At 67.6% G+C, this 17,476-nt stretch carries 9 protein-coding genes and 1 tRNA gene; all 10 read left to right on the forward strand.

The genetic code is table 11. The features are described from left to right. Positions 1-109 precede the first annotated feature (109 nt). The 10 genes from CKCBHOJB_RS05175 to grxD all read left to right on the forward strand — a co-directional run bounded on the left by CKCBHOJB_RS05175 (position 110) and on the right by grxD (position 17,447). Entirely contained in the window at positions 110-8,689 is an 8,580-nt protein-coding gene (locus CKCBHOJB_RS05175; RefSeq protein WP_281050949.1) for a retention module-containing protein, read from the forward strand. Positions 8,690-8,983: 294 nt separating this feature from the next. Continuing rightward, complete coding sequence (gene groES / locus CKCBHOJB_RS05180) at positions 8,984-9,274, forward strand: co-chaperone GroES (RefSeq protein ID WP_004311482.1); 291 nt, start codon at positions 8,984-8,986, stop codon at positions 9,272-9,274. A gap of 53 nt (positions 9,275-9,327) precedes the next feature. Beyond that, a complete protein-coding gene (groL, locus tag CKCBHOJB_RS05185; RefSeq protein WP_281050951.1) occupies positions 9,328-10,977 on the forward strand; it encodes a chaperonin GroEL in 1,650 nt (549 codons plus the stop codon). Positions 10,978-11,296: 319 nt separating this feature from the next. Then, a complete protein-coding gene (locus CKCBHOJB_RS05190) occupies positions 11,297-11,983 on the forward strand; it encodes a response regulator transcription factor (protein ID WP_281050952.1) in 687 nt (228 codons plus the stop codon). Continuing rightward, a complete protein-coding gene (locus tag CKCBHOJB_RS05195) occupies positions 11,958-13,448 on the forward strand; it encodes a sensor histidine kinase (RefSeq protein WP_281050953.1) in 1,491 nt (496 codons plus the stop codon). The genes CKCBHOJB_RS05190 and CKCBHOJB_RS05195 overlap by 26 nt, the downstream gene beginning before the upstream one ends. 83 nt (positions 13,449-13,531) lie before the next feature. After that, positions 13,532-13,607: transfer RNA gene (locus tag CKCBHOJB_RS05200), tRNA-Phe, on the forward strand. A gap of 142 nt (positions 13,608-13,749) precedes the next feature. Beyond that, on the forward strand, positions 13,750-15,006 hold the full coding sequence (gene hemA, locus CKCBHOJB_RS05205) for a glutamyl-tRNA reductase (RefSeq protein WP_281050954.1): 1,257 nt from the start codon (positions 13,750-13,752) through the stop codon (positions 15,004-15,006). A 57-nt stretch (positions 15,007-15,063) separates the two neighbouring features. Continuing rightward, positions 15,064-16,143, forward strand: a complete 1,080-nt coding sequence (gene prfA / locus CKCBHOJB_RS05210) for a peptide chain release factor 1 (RefSeq protein ID WP_281050955.1) — start codon at positions 15,064-15,066, stop codon at positions 16,141-16,143. Further along, positions 16,140-17,003, forward strand: coding sequence for a peptide chain release factor N(5)-glutamine methyltransferase (gene prmC, locus CKCBHOJB_RS05215; RefSeq protein ID WP_281050956.1), 864 nt, complete (start codon positions 16,140-16,142; stop codon positions 17,001-17,003). Before prfA ends, prmC begins: the two co-directional genes overlap by 4 nt. Before the next feature lie 117 nt (positions 17,004-17,120). Beyond that, complete coding sequence (grxD, locus tag CKCBHOJB_RS05220; protein ID WP_281050957.1) at positions 17,121-17,447, forward strand: Grx4 family monothiol glutaredoxin; 327 nt, start codon at positions 17,121-17,123, stop codon at positions 17,445-17,447. The last annotated feature ends 29 nt before the right edge of the window (positions 17,448-17,476 follow it).

The following is a 17,476-nucleotide window of genomic DNA, read 5'->3' on the forward strand; positions in this document are numbered from 1 at the left end:
CCGGCCAATGTCTTCCGGCCGCGCACGGTCCTATGCTGTCGTGGAATGCAGGAGGAATCCCGCGTGGCTGCCCCGGCGGCTTCGTCAGACGATCAGAGGAGCAGGAAAAATGGCACAAGCGATTGCGGTAGTCGTGGCGGTCACGGGCAGGGCGTTCGCACGCGACGCGGAGGGTAACCTGCGTGCGCTTAAGGCGGGTGACACGCTGAAGGAAGGCGAAGTGGTCATCACCATGTCCGGCGGCAGCGTCGAGCTGGCCATGTCCGACGGCGCTCCGATGACGGTGGCTGCCGACCAGACCGTGACGCTCACTGCCGATGTCTCCGAGACCACCCGCCCGGCGCGTGAGGATGCCGAGATCATCCAGGGGACCGTCGATCAGGTGATCCAGGCCCTCGAGCGTGGCGCCGACATCGAGGATCTCGAAGAGCCCGCGGCCGGTCTCAGCGGCGGTGGCGGCGGCGAAGGCAACAACTTCGTGCGCCTGCTGCGGATCACCGAAGGGGTCACGCCGCTCGAGTTCGATTACCGCCTGTTGAGCACCGAGCGTCTCGAGCCGGAAGAGCGCGGGCTGCCCGCCGAAGAGGAGGAGCCGGTCAACGCGACGGTCACGCTCAGCGACCTCATCGTGTTCGAAGGCTCCGGCACCGCGACCATCACCGCGACCGTCAGCAGCCCCGTCACTGGCAGCGACCTCGTCATCGAGCTCAGCAACGGCGCGGTCATCGTCATCCCGGTCGGCTCGACCACCGGCACCTCGACGCCCTTCCCGATCCAGGGCGAAGACCCCTACATCGATCCCGAGACCATCACCATCGAGGTCGTCGACACCGGCGGCAGCGACTTCGGCACCGTGACCCCGACCGGCCCGGCCACGGTCGAGGTGCGCGACACCATCGACAGCACCAACACCTCGCTCACGGTCACGCTCGAAGCGGCCCCGTCGCTCACCGAGGACGGCACCACGCTCACCTACGTCGTCACGCTCGACGCGCCGGTGCGCCCGGGCGACGACCCGGTCAGGGTCAGCTTCATCGACCTGGCGGGCAACCCGCAGACGATCACCATCACCGAAGGCACGAGCGCCTTCCTCGACGTGCTGATTCCGGAAGCGCTGTTCGAGGATGTGTACAAAGAAGCGGATGCGATGCTGCCGGTCGCGACCAACGTCGTGCTGACGGGCGGGTCGGACTTCGAGGCGCTCGATCCGCCTGTGGTCGGGAGTGTGACGCTGGTCGATACGATCGATACGACCACGGTCACGCTGGGCGACGTCACGGTCGCCGAGGGCAGCGGCACGGCGACGATCACGGCGACGGTGAGCAACCCGGTGACCGGCAACGCGCTGGTGATCACGCTGTCGAACGGGGCCACGGTGACGATCCCGGTGGGCCAGAGTTCGGCGGTCTCGACGCCGTTCGCGGTGCAGGGCGACGATCCGTACCTGGATGCCGAGAGCTACGCGGTCAGCATCACCGGCGCGGCGGGCGGCAACTACGAGGCGCTCGACACCAGCGACACGGCCACGGTCACGATCGACGACACGACGAACACGACCACGGTGACGCTGGGCGACGTCGCGGTCGCCGAGGGCAGCGGCACGGCCACGATCACGGCGACGGTGAGCAACCCGGTGACCGGCAGCGCGCTGGTGATCACGCTGTCGAACGGGGCCATGGTGACGATCCCGGTGGGCCAGAGTTCGGCGGTCTCGACGCCGTTCGCGGTGCAGGGCGACGATCCGTACCTGGATGCCGAGAGCTACGCGGTCAGCATCACCGGCGCGGCGGGCGGCAACTACGAGGCGCTCGACACCAGCGACACGGCCACGGTCACGATCGACGACACGACGAACACGATCACGGTGACGCTGGGCGACGTCGCGGTCGCCGAGGGCAGTGGCACGGCCACGATCACGGCGACGGTGAGCAACCCGGTGACCGGCAGCGCGCTGGTGATCACGCTGTCGAACGGGGCCACGGTGACGATTCCGGTGGGCGAGAGTTCGGCGGCCTCGACGCCGTTCGCGGTGCAGGGCGACGATCCCTATGTCGACCCCGAAAGCTACACGGTCAGCATCGCCGGCACGGCGGGCGGCAACTACGAGGCGCTCGACACCAGCGACACGGCCACGGTCACCATCGACGACACGGAAGACACGACTATCGTCATGCTCGACGCATCGAGCGAGGTGCCCGAACTGGGTGGAACGATCACTTACACCGCCTCTGTGGCCGACGCTCCGCTCGGTACTCCGTTGACCATCAGTTTGTCGAACGGTGCCGAGATCGTGATCCCGGTTGGCAGCCTTTCTGGCTCGACCACTGTCCCGATGACCAAAGCTGACCTCGAGGCGATCTCGGGGGACAGCGTGACGGTGACCATCACCGACGCCACCGGTGGCACGTATGAGGCGCTCGATACCTCCGACGATGCGGTGACCCGCATAGACCGGGTCGTCGAGGTCGAGGGCGATTCGCTCGCCTTGAACGAGGCGGATCTCGTCGGTGCAGGTGGCACCCTCACACCGGTCACGGCACAGGGCAGCTTCGTCATCACCGCGCCCGATGGCGTCGGGTCGCTGACGATCCAGAACCTGACGATCGGTGACATGCAGGTGATCGTCGACGGCGTCTTCACGCCGACCTCGGCGACAACTCCGCTCGGCAACACCCTGGCTGTCACAGCGTTCGACCCGGCTACCGGCACCATCACTTACAGCTACGAGCTGAATGCGGCCGAGACGCATACGCAGCCGACCAACGATACCGAGCTGGTCGAGCAGTTCGGCGTAGTGGTGACGGATGGCGATCCGGTGGATCCGAACGTCGCAAGCTCCCTGCTGACAGTGACCATCACCGACGATCGCCCCGTTGTCGAGATCCAGGAGCTTGGGAGTTCGGTCAGCCTGGACGAGACGAACGCCTTCACCGGCGGTACGCCGGGCAGCTTCCCGATCACGGCGACGAGCGCCGATCCGGTGCTGTCCTTCACGTCCGACTTCGGTGCGGACGGGGCGGCGGCGAGCAACGCCACGACCTACGGCCTGTCGATCGTGGGCGACGGCGCGACGCTGCTCAAGACCGCGGTGGGCGACCAGGCGATCACGCTGGTGCAGACCAGCGCGACCACGATCACCGGCCAGTACGGCGCGGGTCTGACGGCCTTCACCGTGTCGATCGGGGCCGACGGCAAGCTGACGGTGACGCAGAGCGTCGCGCTCGAGCACACCACGGACGGCGGCACGGCGGCGGATCACAACGATGCGCTCACGCTGAACGGCCTGATCAACGCGTCGGTCACCGTGACCGATGCCGATGGCGACACCGCGACCGACAGCATCGGCGTCGGCGGCGCGATCAGCTTCTATGACGACGGTCCGGCGGTCGATGTGACCGCGGTGGCCAGTTCGGTCAGCCTGGACGAGACGAACGCCTTCACCGGCGGTACGCCGGGCAGCTTCCCGATCACGGCGACGAGCGCCGATCCGGTGCTGTCCTTCACGTCCGACTTCGGTGCGGACGGGGCGGCGGCGAGCAACGCCACGACCTACGGCCTGTCGATCGTGGGCGACGGCGCGACGCTGCTCAAGACCGCGGTAGGCGACCAGGCGATCACGCTGGTGCAGACCAGCGCGACCACGATCACCGGCCAGTACGGCGCGGGTCTGACGGCCTTCACCGTGTCGATCGGGGCCGACGGCAAGCTGACGGTGACGCAGAGCGTCGCGCTCGAGCACACCACGGACGGCGGCACGGCGGCGGATCACAACGATGCGCTCACGCTGAACGGCCTGATCAACGCATCGGTCACCGTGACCGATGCCGATGGCGACACCGCGACCGACAGCATCGGCGTCGGCGGCGCGATCAGCTTCTATGACGACGGTCCGGCGGTCGATGTGACCGCGGTGGCCAGTTCGGTCCGCCTGGACGAGACGAACGCCTTCACCGGCGGTACGCCGGGCAGCTTCCCGATCACGGCGACGAGCGCCGATCCGGTGCTGTCCTTCACGTCCGACTTCGGTGCGGACGGGGCGGCGGCGAGTGGCGCCACGACCTACGGCCTGTCGATCGTGGGCGACGGCGCGACGCTGCTCAAGACCGCGGTAGGCGACCAGGCGATCACGCTGGTGCAGACCAGCGCGACCACGATCACCGGCCAGTACGGCGCGGGTCTGACGGCCTTCACCGTGTCGATCGGGGCCGACGGCAAGCTGACGGTGACGCAGAGCGTCGCGCTCGAGCACACCACGGACGGCGGCACGGCGACGGATCACAACGATGCGCTCACGCTGAACGGCCTGATCAACGCGTCGGTCACCGTGACCGATGCCGATGGCGACACCGCGACCGACAGCATCGGCGTCGGCGGCGCGATCAGCTTCTATGACGACGGTCCGGCGGTCGATGTGACCGCGGTGGCCAGTTCGGTCAGCCTGGACGAGACGAACGCCTTCACCGGCGGCACGCCGGGCAGCTTCCCGATCACGGCGACGAGCGCCGATCCGGTGCTGTCCTTCACGTCCGACTTCGGTGCGGACGGGGCGGCGGCGAGCAACGCCACGACCTACGGCCTGTCGATCGTGGGCGACGGCGCGACGCTGCTCAAGACCGCGGTGGGCGACCAGGCGATCACGCTGGTGCAGACCAGCGCGACCACGATCACCGGCCAGTACGGCGCGGGTCTGACGGCCTTCACCGTGTCGATCGGGGCCGACGGCAAGCTGACGGTGACGCAGAGCGTCGCGCTCGAGCACACCACGGACGGCGGCACGGCGGCGGATCACAACGATGCGCTCACGCTGAACGGCCTGATCAACGCGTCGGTCACCGTGACCGATGCCGATGGCGACACCGCGACCGACAGCATCGGCGTCGGCGGCGCGATCAGCTTCTATGACGACGGTCCGGCGGTCGATGTGACCGCGGTGGCCAGTTCGGTCCGCCTGGACGAGACGAACGCCTTCACCGGCGGTACGCCGGGCAGCTTCCCGATCACGGCGACGAGCGCCGATCCGGTGCTGTCCTTCACGTCCGACTTCGGTGCGGACGGGGCGGCGGCGAGCAACGCCACGACCTACGGCCTGTCGATCGTGGGCGACGGCGCGACGCTGCTCAAGACCGCGGTAGGCGACCAGGCGATCACGCTGGTGCAGACCAGCGCGACCACGATCACCGGCCAGTACGGCGCGGGTCTGACGGCCTTCACCGTGTCGATCGGGGCCGACGGCAAGCTGACGGTGACGCAGAGCGTCGCGCTCGAGCACACCACGGACGGCGGCACGGCGGCGGATCACAACGATGCGCTCACGCTGAACGGCCTGATCAACGCATCGGTCACCGTGACCGATGCCGATGGCGACACCGCGACCGACAGCATCGGCGTCGGCGGCGCGATCAGCTTCTATGACGACGGTCCGGCGGTCGATGTGACCGCGGTGGCCAGTTCGGTCCGCCTGGACGAGACGAACGCCTTCACCGGCGGTACGCCGGGCAGCTTCCCGATCACGGCGACGAGCGCCGATCCGGTGCTGTCCTTCACGTCCGACTTCGGTGCGGACGGGGCGGCGGCGAGTGGCGCCACGACCTACGGCCTGTCGATCGTGGGCGACGGCGCGACGCTGCTCAAGACCGCGGTGGGCGACCAGGCGATCACGCTGGTGCAGACCAGCGCGACCACGATCACCGGCCAGTACGGCGCGGGTCTGACGGCCTTCACCGTGTCGATCGGGGCCGACGGCAAGCTGACGGTGACGCAGAGCGTCGCGCTCGAGCACACCACGGACGGCGGCACGGCGACGGATCACAACGATGCGCTCACGCTGAACGGCCTGATCAACGCGTCGGTCACCGTGACCGATGCCGATGGCGACACCGCGACCGACAGCATCGGCGTCGGCGGCGCGATCAGCTTCTATGACGACGGTCCGGCGGTCGATGTGACCGCGGTGGCCAGTTCGGTCAGCCTGGACGAGACGAACGCCTTCACCGGCGGCACGCCGGGCAGCTTCCCGATCACGGCGACGAGCGCCGATCCGGTGCTGTCCTTCACGTCCGACTTCGGTGCGGACGGGGCGGCGGCGAGCAACGCCACGACCTACGGCCTGTCGATCGTGGGCGACGGCGCGACGCTGCTCAAGACCGCGGTGGGCGACCAGGCGATCACGCTGGTGCAGACCAGCGCGACCACGATCACCGGCCAGTACGGCGCGGGTCTGACGGCCTTCACCGTGTCGATCGGGGCCGACGGCAAGCTGACGGTGACGCAGAGCGTCGCGCTCGAGCACACCACGGACGGCGGCACGGCGGCGGATCACAACGATGCGCTCACGCTGAACGGCCTGATCAACGCGTCGGTCACCGTGACCGATGCCGATGGCGACACCGCGACCGACAGCATCGGCGTCGGCGGCGCGATCAGCTTCTATGACGACGGTCCGGCGGTCGATGTGACCGCGGTGGCCAGTTCGGTCCGCCTGGACGAGACGAACGCCTTCACCGGCGGCACGCCGGGCAGCTTCCCGATCACGGCGACGAGCGCCGATCCGGTGCTGTCCTTCACGTCCGACTTCGGTGCGGACGGGGCGGCGGCGAGTGGCGCCACGACCTACGGCCTGTCGATCGTGGGCGACGGCGCGACGCTGCTCAAGACCGCGGTAGGCGACCAGGCGATCACGCTGGTGCAGACCAGCGCGACCACGATCACCGGCCAGTACGGCGCGGGTCTGACGGCCTTCACCGTGTCGATCGGGGCCGACGGCAAGCTGACGGTGACGCAGAGCGTCGCGCTCGAGCACACCACGGACGGCGGCACGGCGGCGGATCACAACGATGCGCTCACGCTGAACGGCCTGATCAACGCATCGGTCACCGTGACCGATGCCGATGGCGACACCGCGACCGACAGCATCGGCGTCGGCGGCGCGATCAGCTTCTATGACGACGGTCCGCGCGTGATCTCCCCGGACGCTGCGGTACTGTCCGACGCGGTCGGCCAGAGCCAATGGTTTGGTCTCGACCGTGACGACAGCGTGACTGACAACTATGGTGCCGATGGCGGTACGGTGCGCTTCAGTTCCGACCTCTCCAGCTATCCTGCACTGACGTCCGGGCTGCAGCCGATCAGCTATTCGCTCTCTCCCGACGGCCTTGTTCTGACGGCGTCCACGAGTGCCGGTACCGTATTCACGGTAACGCTCGATCCGGGCAACGCGCAGTATCAGGTGAACATGATCGGGACGGTGGATGGCGGTGTCACGACGATCGACTTCAACCAGCCGGGTTTGTACAACTTCACGGGTGGAAATGCCGCGTGGGCTGGGTTCAACACGCTTGCCAACGATGACAGCAATGACCTGCTGATTACCCCGATGATCAAGACCGGCGAGGTTTATGCGAGTGGCAGCACGGTGAATACCAACGCCACGAGTGGCGGCGTTGGAGCGGGCGGCTCCGTCGGAACGGGCGAAGCGATCCGAATCGATTTCGTGACCGATCTGACGGGTGACCCGGTCTCCGGAAAGCCTTACGTGGCCGGGGATCCGACCCATGACTTCGAGGGGCACTACACCACGAACGGCGCCTCCGCCCTTTTCTTGGGCATCTCCGGATCGAACCCGACGAGCAAGGTGCGGATTCGCGCTTATGACGACAACGATGGCGACAACGTCGTCGGGGATGGTGTGCAGGATTCGATCACGGCCGTCGGCGTCACTTACAACGGGCAGAGCCTGCTCGTATCCGTCGCTTCCATCGGCACGGCGGCAACGTCCTACACGATCGGCGGCAAGACATTCACCGTGCAGTTCATCGACGTCGATCCGACGGACGCAACGAAGTACGAAGTGACGATCGATGGCGTCGCGGGGGGTAGCAAAGACGGGACGCAGATCGCCACCTACACCGCGACCGGGTACTCGAGCCTCGAGTACTACCACGATGGCGGTCAGCCTTTCAGCGTCGGCGACTTCGGTGCCACGACCATCAACGAAGGGACGCCCGTCAGCTTCGGGCTGCCGATCGAAGTGGTCGACAACGACGGTGACTTCGCTTCGACGCAGATCAACGTCACCTTGATGCCGGAAGGCTTGCCGACGGCCGATTACTCGTCGAGCACGACCGGCGTCGACGAAGAGGCCACTGCAACGTCGCCGAACATCATCGGCTCCTCGCATGACGACTCGCTCACGGGCGACGAGGCTGACAATGTTCTGTATGGCGGGGCAGGTGGGGATGTGCTGGCAGGCGAGGGCGGCAACGACTATCTCATCGGCGGCGACGGCGACGACGAACTGACTGGCGGTCTGGGTAACGACATCCTCGATGGCGGCGTCGGCGCCGACACCTTCAAGTGGTCGCTCGCCGACGTGGGTGCGGGAGCGGTGCCCACTGATACGATCAAGGACTTCGACACCGCTGCCTACGGCGACGGTGGCGACCGCCTCGATCTGGGCGATCTGCTGGAAGGTCTGTCGGCGACCAACGAGAGTCTCGACAACTACCTCGACTTCTCCTACGACAGCGCGACGAACTCGACGACGATCTCGGTGCATTCGGGCGGGAGCGGAACGCCGGTCGATCAGGTCGTGGTGCTCGAGAACGTGGATCTGACCAACGGTGGGGCGCTGACCTCCGACCTGGCGATCATTTCCGACCTCATGACCAAGGGCAAGCTCATCACCGACTGACACCCTGACGGTGCGCCCGGCGGCCTTGCGGTCGCCGGGCTTTTTTTCGTCCGTACCCGGGAGGAAGGGGGCGTGCGCCCTTGCCTGGATCGGCCCAAAACTTTTTTCCGCCGGTCGCGCTTGAAATCCCCGAACCCCGTCCCTATTATTAGCACTCGTTGGCGATGAGTGCTAACAAGCCCCGCGGAAGCCGTCGGCTGCTCGCGAGGCTCACTGCAAATTTCGTCCTGCGGGTCCGTTCCCGCGAACCGATCAACCCAAACAGTTGAAACCAATCAGTTAGGAGAGAACTCGATGAAGATTCGTCCCCTGCACGATCGCGTGATCGTCAAGCGTCTGGAAGCCGAGCGCAAGACCGCCAGCGGCATCGTGATCCCGGACAGCGCCGGCGAGAAGCCCGATCAGGGCGAGGTCCTGGCCGTCGGCAACGGCAAGATCCTGGACGACGGCAAGGTCCGTCCGATGGCCGTCAAGGTGGGCGACAAGGTCCTGTTCGGCAAGTATGCCGGCCAGACCGTGAAGGTCGAAGGCGACGAGCTCCTCGTGATGCGCGAGGAAGACATCATGGGTGTGGTCGAGGCCTGAGCCTCCCGTCATCCCGAACAACGCTAGTCGAAACAATTCAGGAGTTCTGAAGAATGGCAGCTAAAGAAGTCAAGTTTGGTGATTCCGCCCGCGAGCGCATGGTCGCCGGCATCAACATCCTGGCCAACGCGGTCAAGGTGACCCTGGGCCCGAAGGGCCGCAACGTGGTGCTCGAGCGCTCGTTCGGCGCCCCCACCGTGACCAAGGACGGCGTCTCGGTCGCCAAGGAAATCGAACTGAAGGACAAGTTCGAGAACATGGGCGCGCAGATGGTCAAGGAAGTCGCTTCCAAGACCTCGGACATCGCCGGTGACGGCACCACGACCGCGACCGTGCTGGCCCAGTCGATCGTGCGCGAAGGCATGAAGTTCGTCGCCGCCGGCATGAACCCGATGGACCTCAAGCGCGGCATCGACAAGGCCGTCGTCGCCACCATCGAAGAGCTGAAGAAGCTGTCGAAGCCGTGCTCGACCAACAAGGAAATCGCCCAGGTCGGTTCGATCTCGGCCAACTCGGACAGCGACATCGGCGAGATCATCGCCCGTGCGATGGACAAGGTCGGCAAGGAAGGCGTGATCACCGTCGAAGACGGCAAGTCGCTGCAGAACGAACTCGACGTCGTCGAGGGCATGCAGTTCGACCGCGGCTACCTGTCGCCCTACTTCATCAACAACCCGGACAAGCAGGTCGCCATCCTCGAGCAGCCCTTCGTCCTGCTGTTCGACAAGAAGATCTCCAACATCCGTGACCTGCTGCCGGTGCTCGAGCAAGTCGCCAAGTCGGGCCGTCCGCTGCTGATCATCGCCGAAGACGTCGAAGGCGAAGCGCTGGCCACCCTGGTGGTGAACAACATCCGCGGCATCCTCAAGACCTGCGCCGTCAAGGCTCCGGGCTTCGGCGATCGTCGCAAGGCCATGCTCGAAGACATCGCCATCCTGACCGGCGGCCAGGTCATCGCCGAGGAAGTCGGCCTGACCCTCGAGAAGGCTACCCTGGACGACCTCGGCCAGGCCGCCCGCATCGAAGTCGGCAAGGAAAACACCATCATCATCGACGGCGCGGGCCAGGCCGAGCGCATCGAAGCCCGCGTCAAGCAGATCCGCGTGCAGATCGAGGAAGCCACCTCCGACTACGACCGCGAGAAGCTGCAGGAGCGCGTGGCCAAGCTGGCCGGCGGTGTGGCCGTGATCAAGGTCGGCGCCGCGACCGAAGTCGAGATGAAGGAGAAGAAGGCCCGCGTCGAGGACGCCCTGCACGCCACCCGCGCTGCGGTGGAAGAGGGCATCGTCCCCGGCGGCGGCGTCGCGCTGCTGCGCGCCCGCGCCAACCTGGGCGGCCTCAAGGGCGACAACCACGACCAGGACGCGGGCATCAAGATCGTGCTGCGCGCGATGGAGCAGCCGCTGCGCGAGATCGTCGCCAACGCCGGTGACGAAGCCTCGGTGGTGGTCAACAAGGTCGTCGAGGGTTCGGGCAACTTCGGCTTCAACGCCGCCACCGGCGAGTATGGCGATATGGTCGAGATGGGCGTGCTGGACCCGACCAAGGTCACCCGCACCGCGCTGCAGAACGCCGCGTCCGTCGCCGGTCTGATGCTGACCACCGACTGCATGGTCGGCGAGCTGGCCGAAGACAAGCCGATGGGTGGCATGCCCGACATGGGCGGCATGGGTGGCATGGGCGGCATGGGCATGGGCATGTAATTCGCCCGGCCCGGGACCCCGCGCGGGTCCCGCCCGCAAGCAACACGAAGAACGGCTCCGCAGTGCGGGGCCGTTCTTCGTTGACGCGCCCGCAGCGGGACGAACGCGGTCCCGCCGCCGCACGCAGGGCGCGGAAGCGTGGGATAATCCAGCGGTTTTCGAGGGAGAAAAGTCGGTGGGGAGCGCGCACGCCTGATCGAGCACGCACTCCCCGGAACGCCGCGGCAGAGACCGCCACGTTCCCGAAGACCGAGCAAAAGGAGAACAGCGGAGCCATTCTCGAAACCTCCGCTTACAACCAACTTACAGCCCGGAATCTATGCGTATCCTGTTGGCGGAAGACGATCCGGTGATCGCGGACGGCATATGTCGCGCGCTACGGCGCGGCGGCTGCGCGGTCGATCATGTAGCTGATGGCATGGAAGCGGATGCGGCGCTGGCGAGCCAGGTCTATGACCTGCTCATCCTCGATTTGGGCCTGCCGCGCATGAACGGCATCGACGTGCTCAAGCGCCTGCGCGCGCGCAAGTCGGCGCAGCCGGTGCTGATCCTGACCGCGCAGGATGGCGTCGACGACCGCGTTCGCGGCCTCGATGCCGGCGCCGACGACTACCTCACCAAGCCTTTCGCGCTGCCCGAGCTGGAGGCGCGCGTGCGTGCGCTGACCCGCCGCGGCACCGGCCAGCCGCGCTGCATCGAGATCGGCCAGCTGAGCTACGACCAGGCCGACCGCGTGGTGAAGATCGGCGGCCAGCTCATCGATCTGTCGGCGCGCGAGATCGGCCTGCTCGAGATCTTCCTGCTGCGCGTGGGGCGCCTGGTCAGCAAGGACCAGCTCGTCGACCACCTGTGCGGCTGGGGCGAGGAGGTGTCGAGCAATGCGATCGAGGTGTACGTGCACCGTCTGCGCAAGAAGCTCGAGGACAGCGGGGTGCGCATCGTGACCGTACGCGGCCTGGGGTACTGCCTGGAAAACCCCGATGCTGCCCCGGCGGCGAAAGTCTAAGCACGACAGGGGGAGCAATCCTCCGCGCAAGTCCGGGCCGCCGAACTCGCTGTTCGGCGAGATCCTGGACTGGATGCTCGCGCCGCTGCTGTTCCTGTGGCCGATCTCGATCATCGTCACCCACAACGTCGCCGACAACATCGCCAACCAGCCCTACGACCTGGCGCTGGCCGACAGCGCGCGCGCGCTGGCGCGCCTGGTGTCGGTGGAGGACGGCCAGGTCGTGGTGCATTTCCCCGCGCCGCCGCGCGCGCTGTTCCGCGCCGACCAGGACGACGTGGTGTATTACCAGGTGGCCGACGACCAGGGCACGATCATCACCGGCGATGCGGACATCCCCGCCGCGCCGGTGCCGGCCTCGCTGATCGGCGAGGAGGTGCTGCTGCGCGATGCGCTGATCCAGGGCGAGGAGGTGCGCGTCGCCTATCGCTACCTGCGCCCGCTGCCCGAGCAACCCGACGCGATGGTCCTCGTCCAGGTCGCCGAGACACGCAACAAGCGCACCGATCTCGCCTCGCGGGTGGTGACCGGCGTGCTGCTGCCGCAGTTCGCGATCATCCCGATCGCGGTGGTGCTGGTGTGGGTCGGCCTGAGCCGCGGCATCGCGCCGCTGAACCGGCTGCAGAGCCTGATCCGCCGCCGCCGCCCCACCGACCTGTCGCCGGTCGAGCCATCGACGGTGCCGGAAGAGGTGCGTCCGCTGATCATCGCCTACAACGACATGATGGAGCGCCTGGAGGAGAACTTGCAGGCCCAGCAGCGCTTCATCGCCGACGCCGCGCACCAGATGCGCACGCCGCTCACCGGCCTGAAGATGCAGACCGACCTCGCGATGCACGAGACCGACCCCGAGCAGCTGCGCGAGTCGCTGACCCGCATCGCCGAGAGCACCGACCGCGCCGCCCACCTGATCAACCAGCTGCTCTCGCTCGCCCGCGCCGAGGCGAGCTTCGAGAAGCTCTACGTGGTCGAGACCGTGAGCCTGGATGCGGTCGTGCGCGAGGTGGCGCTGGAGTTGTTCCCGCGTGCGCAGGCCAAGCAGATCGACCTCGGTGTGGAAGGCGGCGAGCACGAGCTGCTGATCGAGGGCAACCCGGTGCTGCTGCGCGAGATGGTCAAGAACCTGGTCGACAACGCGGTCAAATACACCCCGCGCGGCGGCAGCGTCACCGCGCGCACCCGCTTCGCCGGCTCGCCCATCCTCGAGGTCGAGGACACCGGCCCGGGCATCCCCGAGGCCGACCGCGAGCGCGTGTTCGAGCGCTTCTACCGCGTGCTCGGCAGCGGTGTCGATGGCTCCGGCCTCGGCCTGCCGATCGTGCGCGAGATCGCCGACCTGCACCGCGCCACCGTGACCCTGGATGCCAACCCGGGCGGGCAGGGCACGCTGGCGCGCGTCGTCTTCCCGCGCAGCCACCTGCAGCCGCCGCCGCTGGTGCAGGGAGATCACGATGCCCTGCGTTGAGTGCTCCTGCGGTTCTAACGCCTGAAAAAAATGCACGAGGCCTTTGACATCGGCGAATCTGTGGCTATAATGCGGACCTCGTTGGCCAGTTAGCTCAGTTGGTAGAGCAGCGGATTGAAAATCCGCGTGTCCGTGGTTCGATTCCGCGACTGGCCACCAGAAAATTCCATAATGGGCCGACCGCGTGTCGGCCCATTTGCTTTGCGGCGTCCGATTCGGCCAGAAGTGGCTGATTCGGCTCAATTTTGGGGCGTTTTCGCGGTGCTATAATGCGCTCCGCTCCGACCGAACCCTGTTCCGCATGCAACTCTTCGCCCTCGGCCTGAATCACCACACCGCACCGCTCGCGATCCGCGAGCGCGTCGCGTTCCAGCCTGAGCGGCTGGATCAGGCCCTGCACGATCTGGCGCGGGCGGATTCCGTGCGCGAGGCGGCAATCCTGTCGACCTGCAACCGCACCGAGCTCTACTTCGCGGCCGAGCAGCCGCAGCATGCCGCCGACTGGCTGGCGCGCTTCCATCGCCTGCAGCTGACCGAGGTCTCGCCCTACCTGTATGCCTACCCGCAGCGCGACGCGATCCGTCACGTGTTCCGGGTGGCGAGCGGGCTGGACTCGATGGTGATCGGCGAGCCGCAGATCCTGGGCCAGGTCAAGGATGCAGCGCGCTTCGCCGAGGAGGCGGGCACGATGGGCGTGCTGCTGCACAAGCTGTTCCAGAACACCTTCGCGGTGGCCAAGGAAGTGCGCTCGACGACCGCGATCGGCGCCAACACGGTGTCGATGGCCGCAGCCGCGGTGCATCTGACCGAGCGCATCTTCGAGCGCGTTTCCGACCAGCACGTGCTGTTCATCGGCGCGGGCGAGATGATCGAACTTTGTGCCGCCCACTTCGGCGGTGCGAAGCCGAAGTCGATGACCGTGGCCAACCGCACCGAGGAGCGCGCGCAGGCGCTCGCCGCGCGCTTCGGCGCGAGCACCATGCGCATCGACCAGATCGGCGAGGCGCTGCCGCGCTTCGACGTCGTGGTGTCCTGTACGGCCGCGCCGCTGCCCATCGTCGGTCTCGGCATGGTCGAGCGCGCGGTCAAGGCGCGCCGCCACCGCCCGATGGTGATGGTCGACCTCGCGGTGCCGCGCGACATCGAGCCCGAGATCTCCGAGCTCGACGACATCTTCCTGTACACCGTCGATGACCTCGCCCAGGTCGTCGAGGCCGGCATGGAGTCGCGCCAGCAGGCGGTGATCGAGGCCGAGCAGATCATCGACACCCGCGTCGACGGCTTCCTGCACTGGATGTCGGCGCGCGATACGGTGCCGGTGATCCGTTCGCTGCGCGAGCACGCCGAGGGCCTGCGCCAGGCCGAGCTCGAGCGCGCCATGCGCCTGCTCGCCAAGGGCGAGGATCCGCAGCGCGTGCTCGAGGCGCTGTCGCACGGTCTCACCAACAAGCTGATGCACGGCCCCACCCGCTTCCTGAACCAGGCCGAAGGCGAGCACAAGGCCGAAGCCGGCCGCGTGGTGCGCGAGCTCTTCAACCTGTCCCGCGACCACCACTAGCCGCACGCCCTTGCGGCCGCCGCCCGCGCGGCGGCGCATGCGCGTCCGTCCTCGACCATGAAGCAGAGCATCCGCGACAAACTCGAACACCTCGCCCGCCGGCTCGAAGAGCTGGACCGCGAACTCGCGGCCGAAGACGCGGCGCGCGACATGAACGCCTTCCGCGAACTCTCGCGCGAGCGCGCCGAGATCGAGCCGGTGGTCGCGCTCTACCACGACTACCGCCAGGCCGAGGCCGACTGCGCGACCGCACGCGAGCTGCTCGCCGACCCGGAAATGCGCGAGCTCGGCGAGCTGGAGCTGGCCGCAGGCGACGCGCGCATCGCCGACCTGGACGCCGAGCTGCAGCGCGCGCTGCTGCCGCGCGACCCCAACGACGAGCGCAACCTCTTCCTCGAGATCCGCGCCGGCACCGGCGGCGACGAGGCCGCGCTGTTCGCCGGCGACCTGCTGCGCATGTACACCCGCTACGCCGAGCGCCAGCGCTGGAAGGTGGAGATCGTGTCGGCAAGCGAATCCGACCTCGGCGGCTACAAGGAAGTGATCGCGCGCGTGGCCGGCAACGGCGCCTATTCGAAGCTCAAGTTCGAATCCGGCGGCCACCGCGTGCAGCGCATCCCGGTCACCGAGACCCAGGGCCGCATCCACACCTCGGCCTGCACCGTGGCGGTGCTGCCCGAGGCCGACGAGGTCGAGGCGGTGGACATCAACCCCGCCGACCTGCGCATCGACACCTTCCGCGCCTCCGGTGCGGGCGGGCAGCACATCAACAAGACCGACTCCGCGGTGCGCATCACCCACCTGCCCACCGGCATCGTCGTCGAATGCCAGGACGACCGCTCGCAGCATCGCAACAAGGCGCAGGCGATGGCGGTGCTCGCCGCGCGCCTGTACGACGCCAGGGTGCGCGCGCAGCAGAGCGCCGAGGCCGCGCAGCGCAAGAGCCTGGTCGGCAGCGGCGACCGCTCCGAGCGCATCCGCACCTACAACTTCCCGCAGGGGCGGGTGACCGACCACCGCATCAACCTCACCCTGTACAAGCTCGATGCGGTGATGCAGGGCGAGCTCGACGAGCTGGTCGATGCGCTGACGCTGGAACACCAGGCCGGCCTGCTCGCGGCGCTGGCGGACGAATGATGAACACGCCCATCCTGCCGCCCGCGGGCGTGGTCGACATCGCCGGCGCGCTCGCCTGGGCGCGGGCGCAGATCGACCAGATGGACGCACGCGTGCTGCTGCGCCACGTGCTGCAGTGCCCGGCCGCGCGCCTGGTGGCCTGGCCGGAGCAGAAGCTCGCCGCCGAGGACTGGGACAACTATCGCGGCCTGGTCGAGCGCCGCGTGGCCGGCGAACCGGTGGCCTATCTGACCGGCACGCGCGAGTTCTACGGCCGCGAGTTCATGGTGACGCCGGCGGTGCTGATCCCGCGCCCGGAGACCGAACTGCTGGTCGAGCTCGCGCTCGCCCATTTCGCCGGGCAGCGCGGCGTGCGCGTGCTCGACATGGGCACAGGCAGCGGCGCGCTGGCCGTGACGCTGGCGCTGGAGATGGACGCCCCCGACGTGATCGCGCTCGATCGTTCGCGCGAGGCGCTGTGGGTGGCGATGGCCAACGCCGCGAAGCTGGGGGCGAGCGTGTCCTTCCTGCAGAGCGACTGGTTCTCGGCGCTCGGCGACGAGCAGTTCGGGCTGATCGTTTCCAATCCGCCCTACATCGCCACCACCGACCCGCACCTGGAGCAGGGCGACGTGCGCTTCGAGCCGCGTGGCGCGCTGGCCGCCGGGCCGCGCGGGCTGGACGATCTCGCCGAGATCATCGCTGCGGCGCCGGCGCGGCTGCTCGATGGCGGCTGGCTGTTCCTCGAGCACGGCTACGACCAGGCGGTGGCCGCCCGCGGCCTGCTGGCCGACGCCGGTTTCGCGGCGATCGCGTCGTGGAAGGACCTCGCCGGCATCGAGCGCGTGTCCGGCGGGCGCTGGCTGGGGCGCGGGAGCTGAGGTTTCCGGCTGGCGTCGTCCCGCAGGGGGCGCGATCCCGCTTCAGCTGTTGACGCTGTCCACCCAGGACCCCTAGAATTTCCCGACTGTTTAACTCAACTTTTCAGGTTCCAATCCATGGACATCCAGGACGTCATCCGCGAGCAGGTCACCAACAACGCCGTCGTGCTCTACATGAAGGGCTCGCCCCAGTTCCCGCAGTGCGGTTTTTCCTCGACCGCGGTGCAGATCCTCAAGGCCTGCGGCGTGCGCGAGGTGCTGGCGGTCAATGTGCTCGCCGACAACGACATCCGCCAGGGCATCAAGGACTTCTCCAACTGGCCGACCATCCCGCAGCTCTACGTCAAGGGCGAGTTCGTCGGCGGCAGCGACATCATGCGCGAGATGTACGAAAGCGGTGAGCTGCTGCAGATGCTGAAGGATGCCGGCGTGGTCGAGGAGTGATCCGCTGAGCGCCGCCGCGCGGCGCCGCA

Origin of the sequence: Thauera sp. GDN1 (assembly GCF_029223545.1) — a bacterium.
Taxonomy (GTDB): Bacteria; Pseudomonadota; Gammaproteobacteria; order Burkholderiales; family Rhodocyclaceae; genus Thauera.

What these genes read in the sequence shown, in the direction of transcription:
- CKCBHOJB_RS05175 (WP_281050949.1), top strand. Translation starts at nt 110, where the DNA reads ATGGCACAAGCGATTGCGGTAGTCGTGGCGGTCACGGGCAGGGCGTTC.
- groES (WP_004311482.1), top strand. Translation starts at nt 8,984, where the DNA reads ATGAAGATTCGTCCCCTGCACGATCGCGTGATCGTCAAGCGTCTGGAA.
- groL (WP_281050951.1), top strand. Translation starts at nt 9,328, where the DNA reads ATGGCAGCTAAAGAAGTCAAGTTTGGTGATTCCGCCCGCGAGCGCATG.
- CKCBHOJB_RS05190 (WP_281050952.1), top strand. Translation starts at nt 11,297, where the DNA reads ATGCGTATCCTGTTGGCGGAAGACGATCCGGTGATCGCGGACGGCATA.
- CKCBHOJB_RS05195 (WP_281050953.1), top strand. Translation starts at nt 11,958, where the DNA reads ATGCTGCCCCGGCGGCGAAAGTCTAAGCACGACAGGGGGAGCAATCCT.
- hemA (WP_281050954.1), top strand. Translation starts at nt 13,750, where the DNA reads ATGCAACTCTTCGCCCTCGGCCTGAATCACCACACCGCACCGCTCGCG.
- prfA (WP_281050955.1), top strand. Translation starts at nt 15,064, where the DNA reads ATGAAGCAGAGCATCCGCGACAAACTCGAACACCTCGCCCGCCGGCTC.
- prmC (WP_281050956.1), top strand. Translation starts at nt 16,140, where the DNA reads ATGATGAACACGCCCATCCTGCCGCCCGCGGGCGTGGTCGACATCGCC.
- grxD (WP_281050957.1), top strand. Translation starts at nt 17,121, where the DNA reads ATGGACATCCAGGACGTCATCCGCGAGCAGGTCACCAACAACGCCGTC.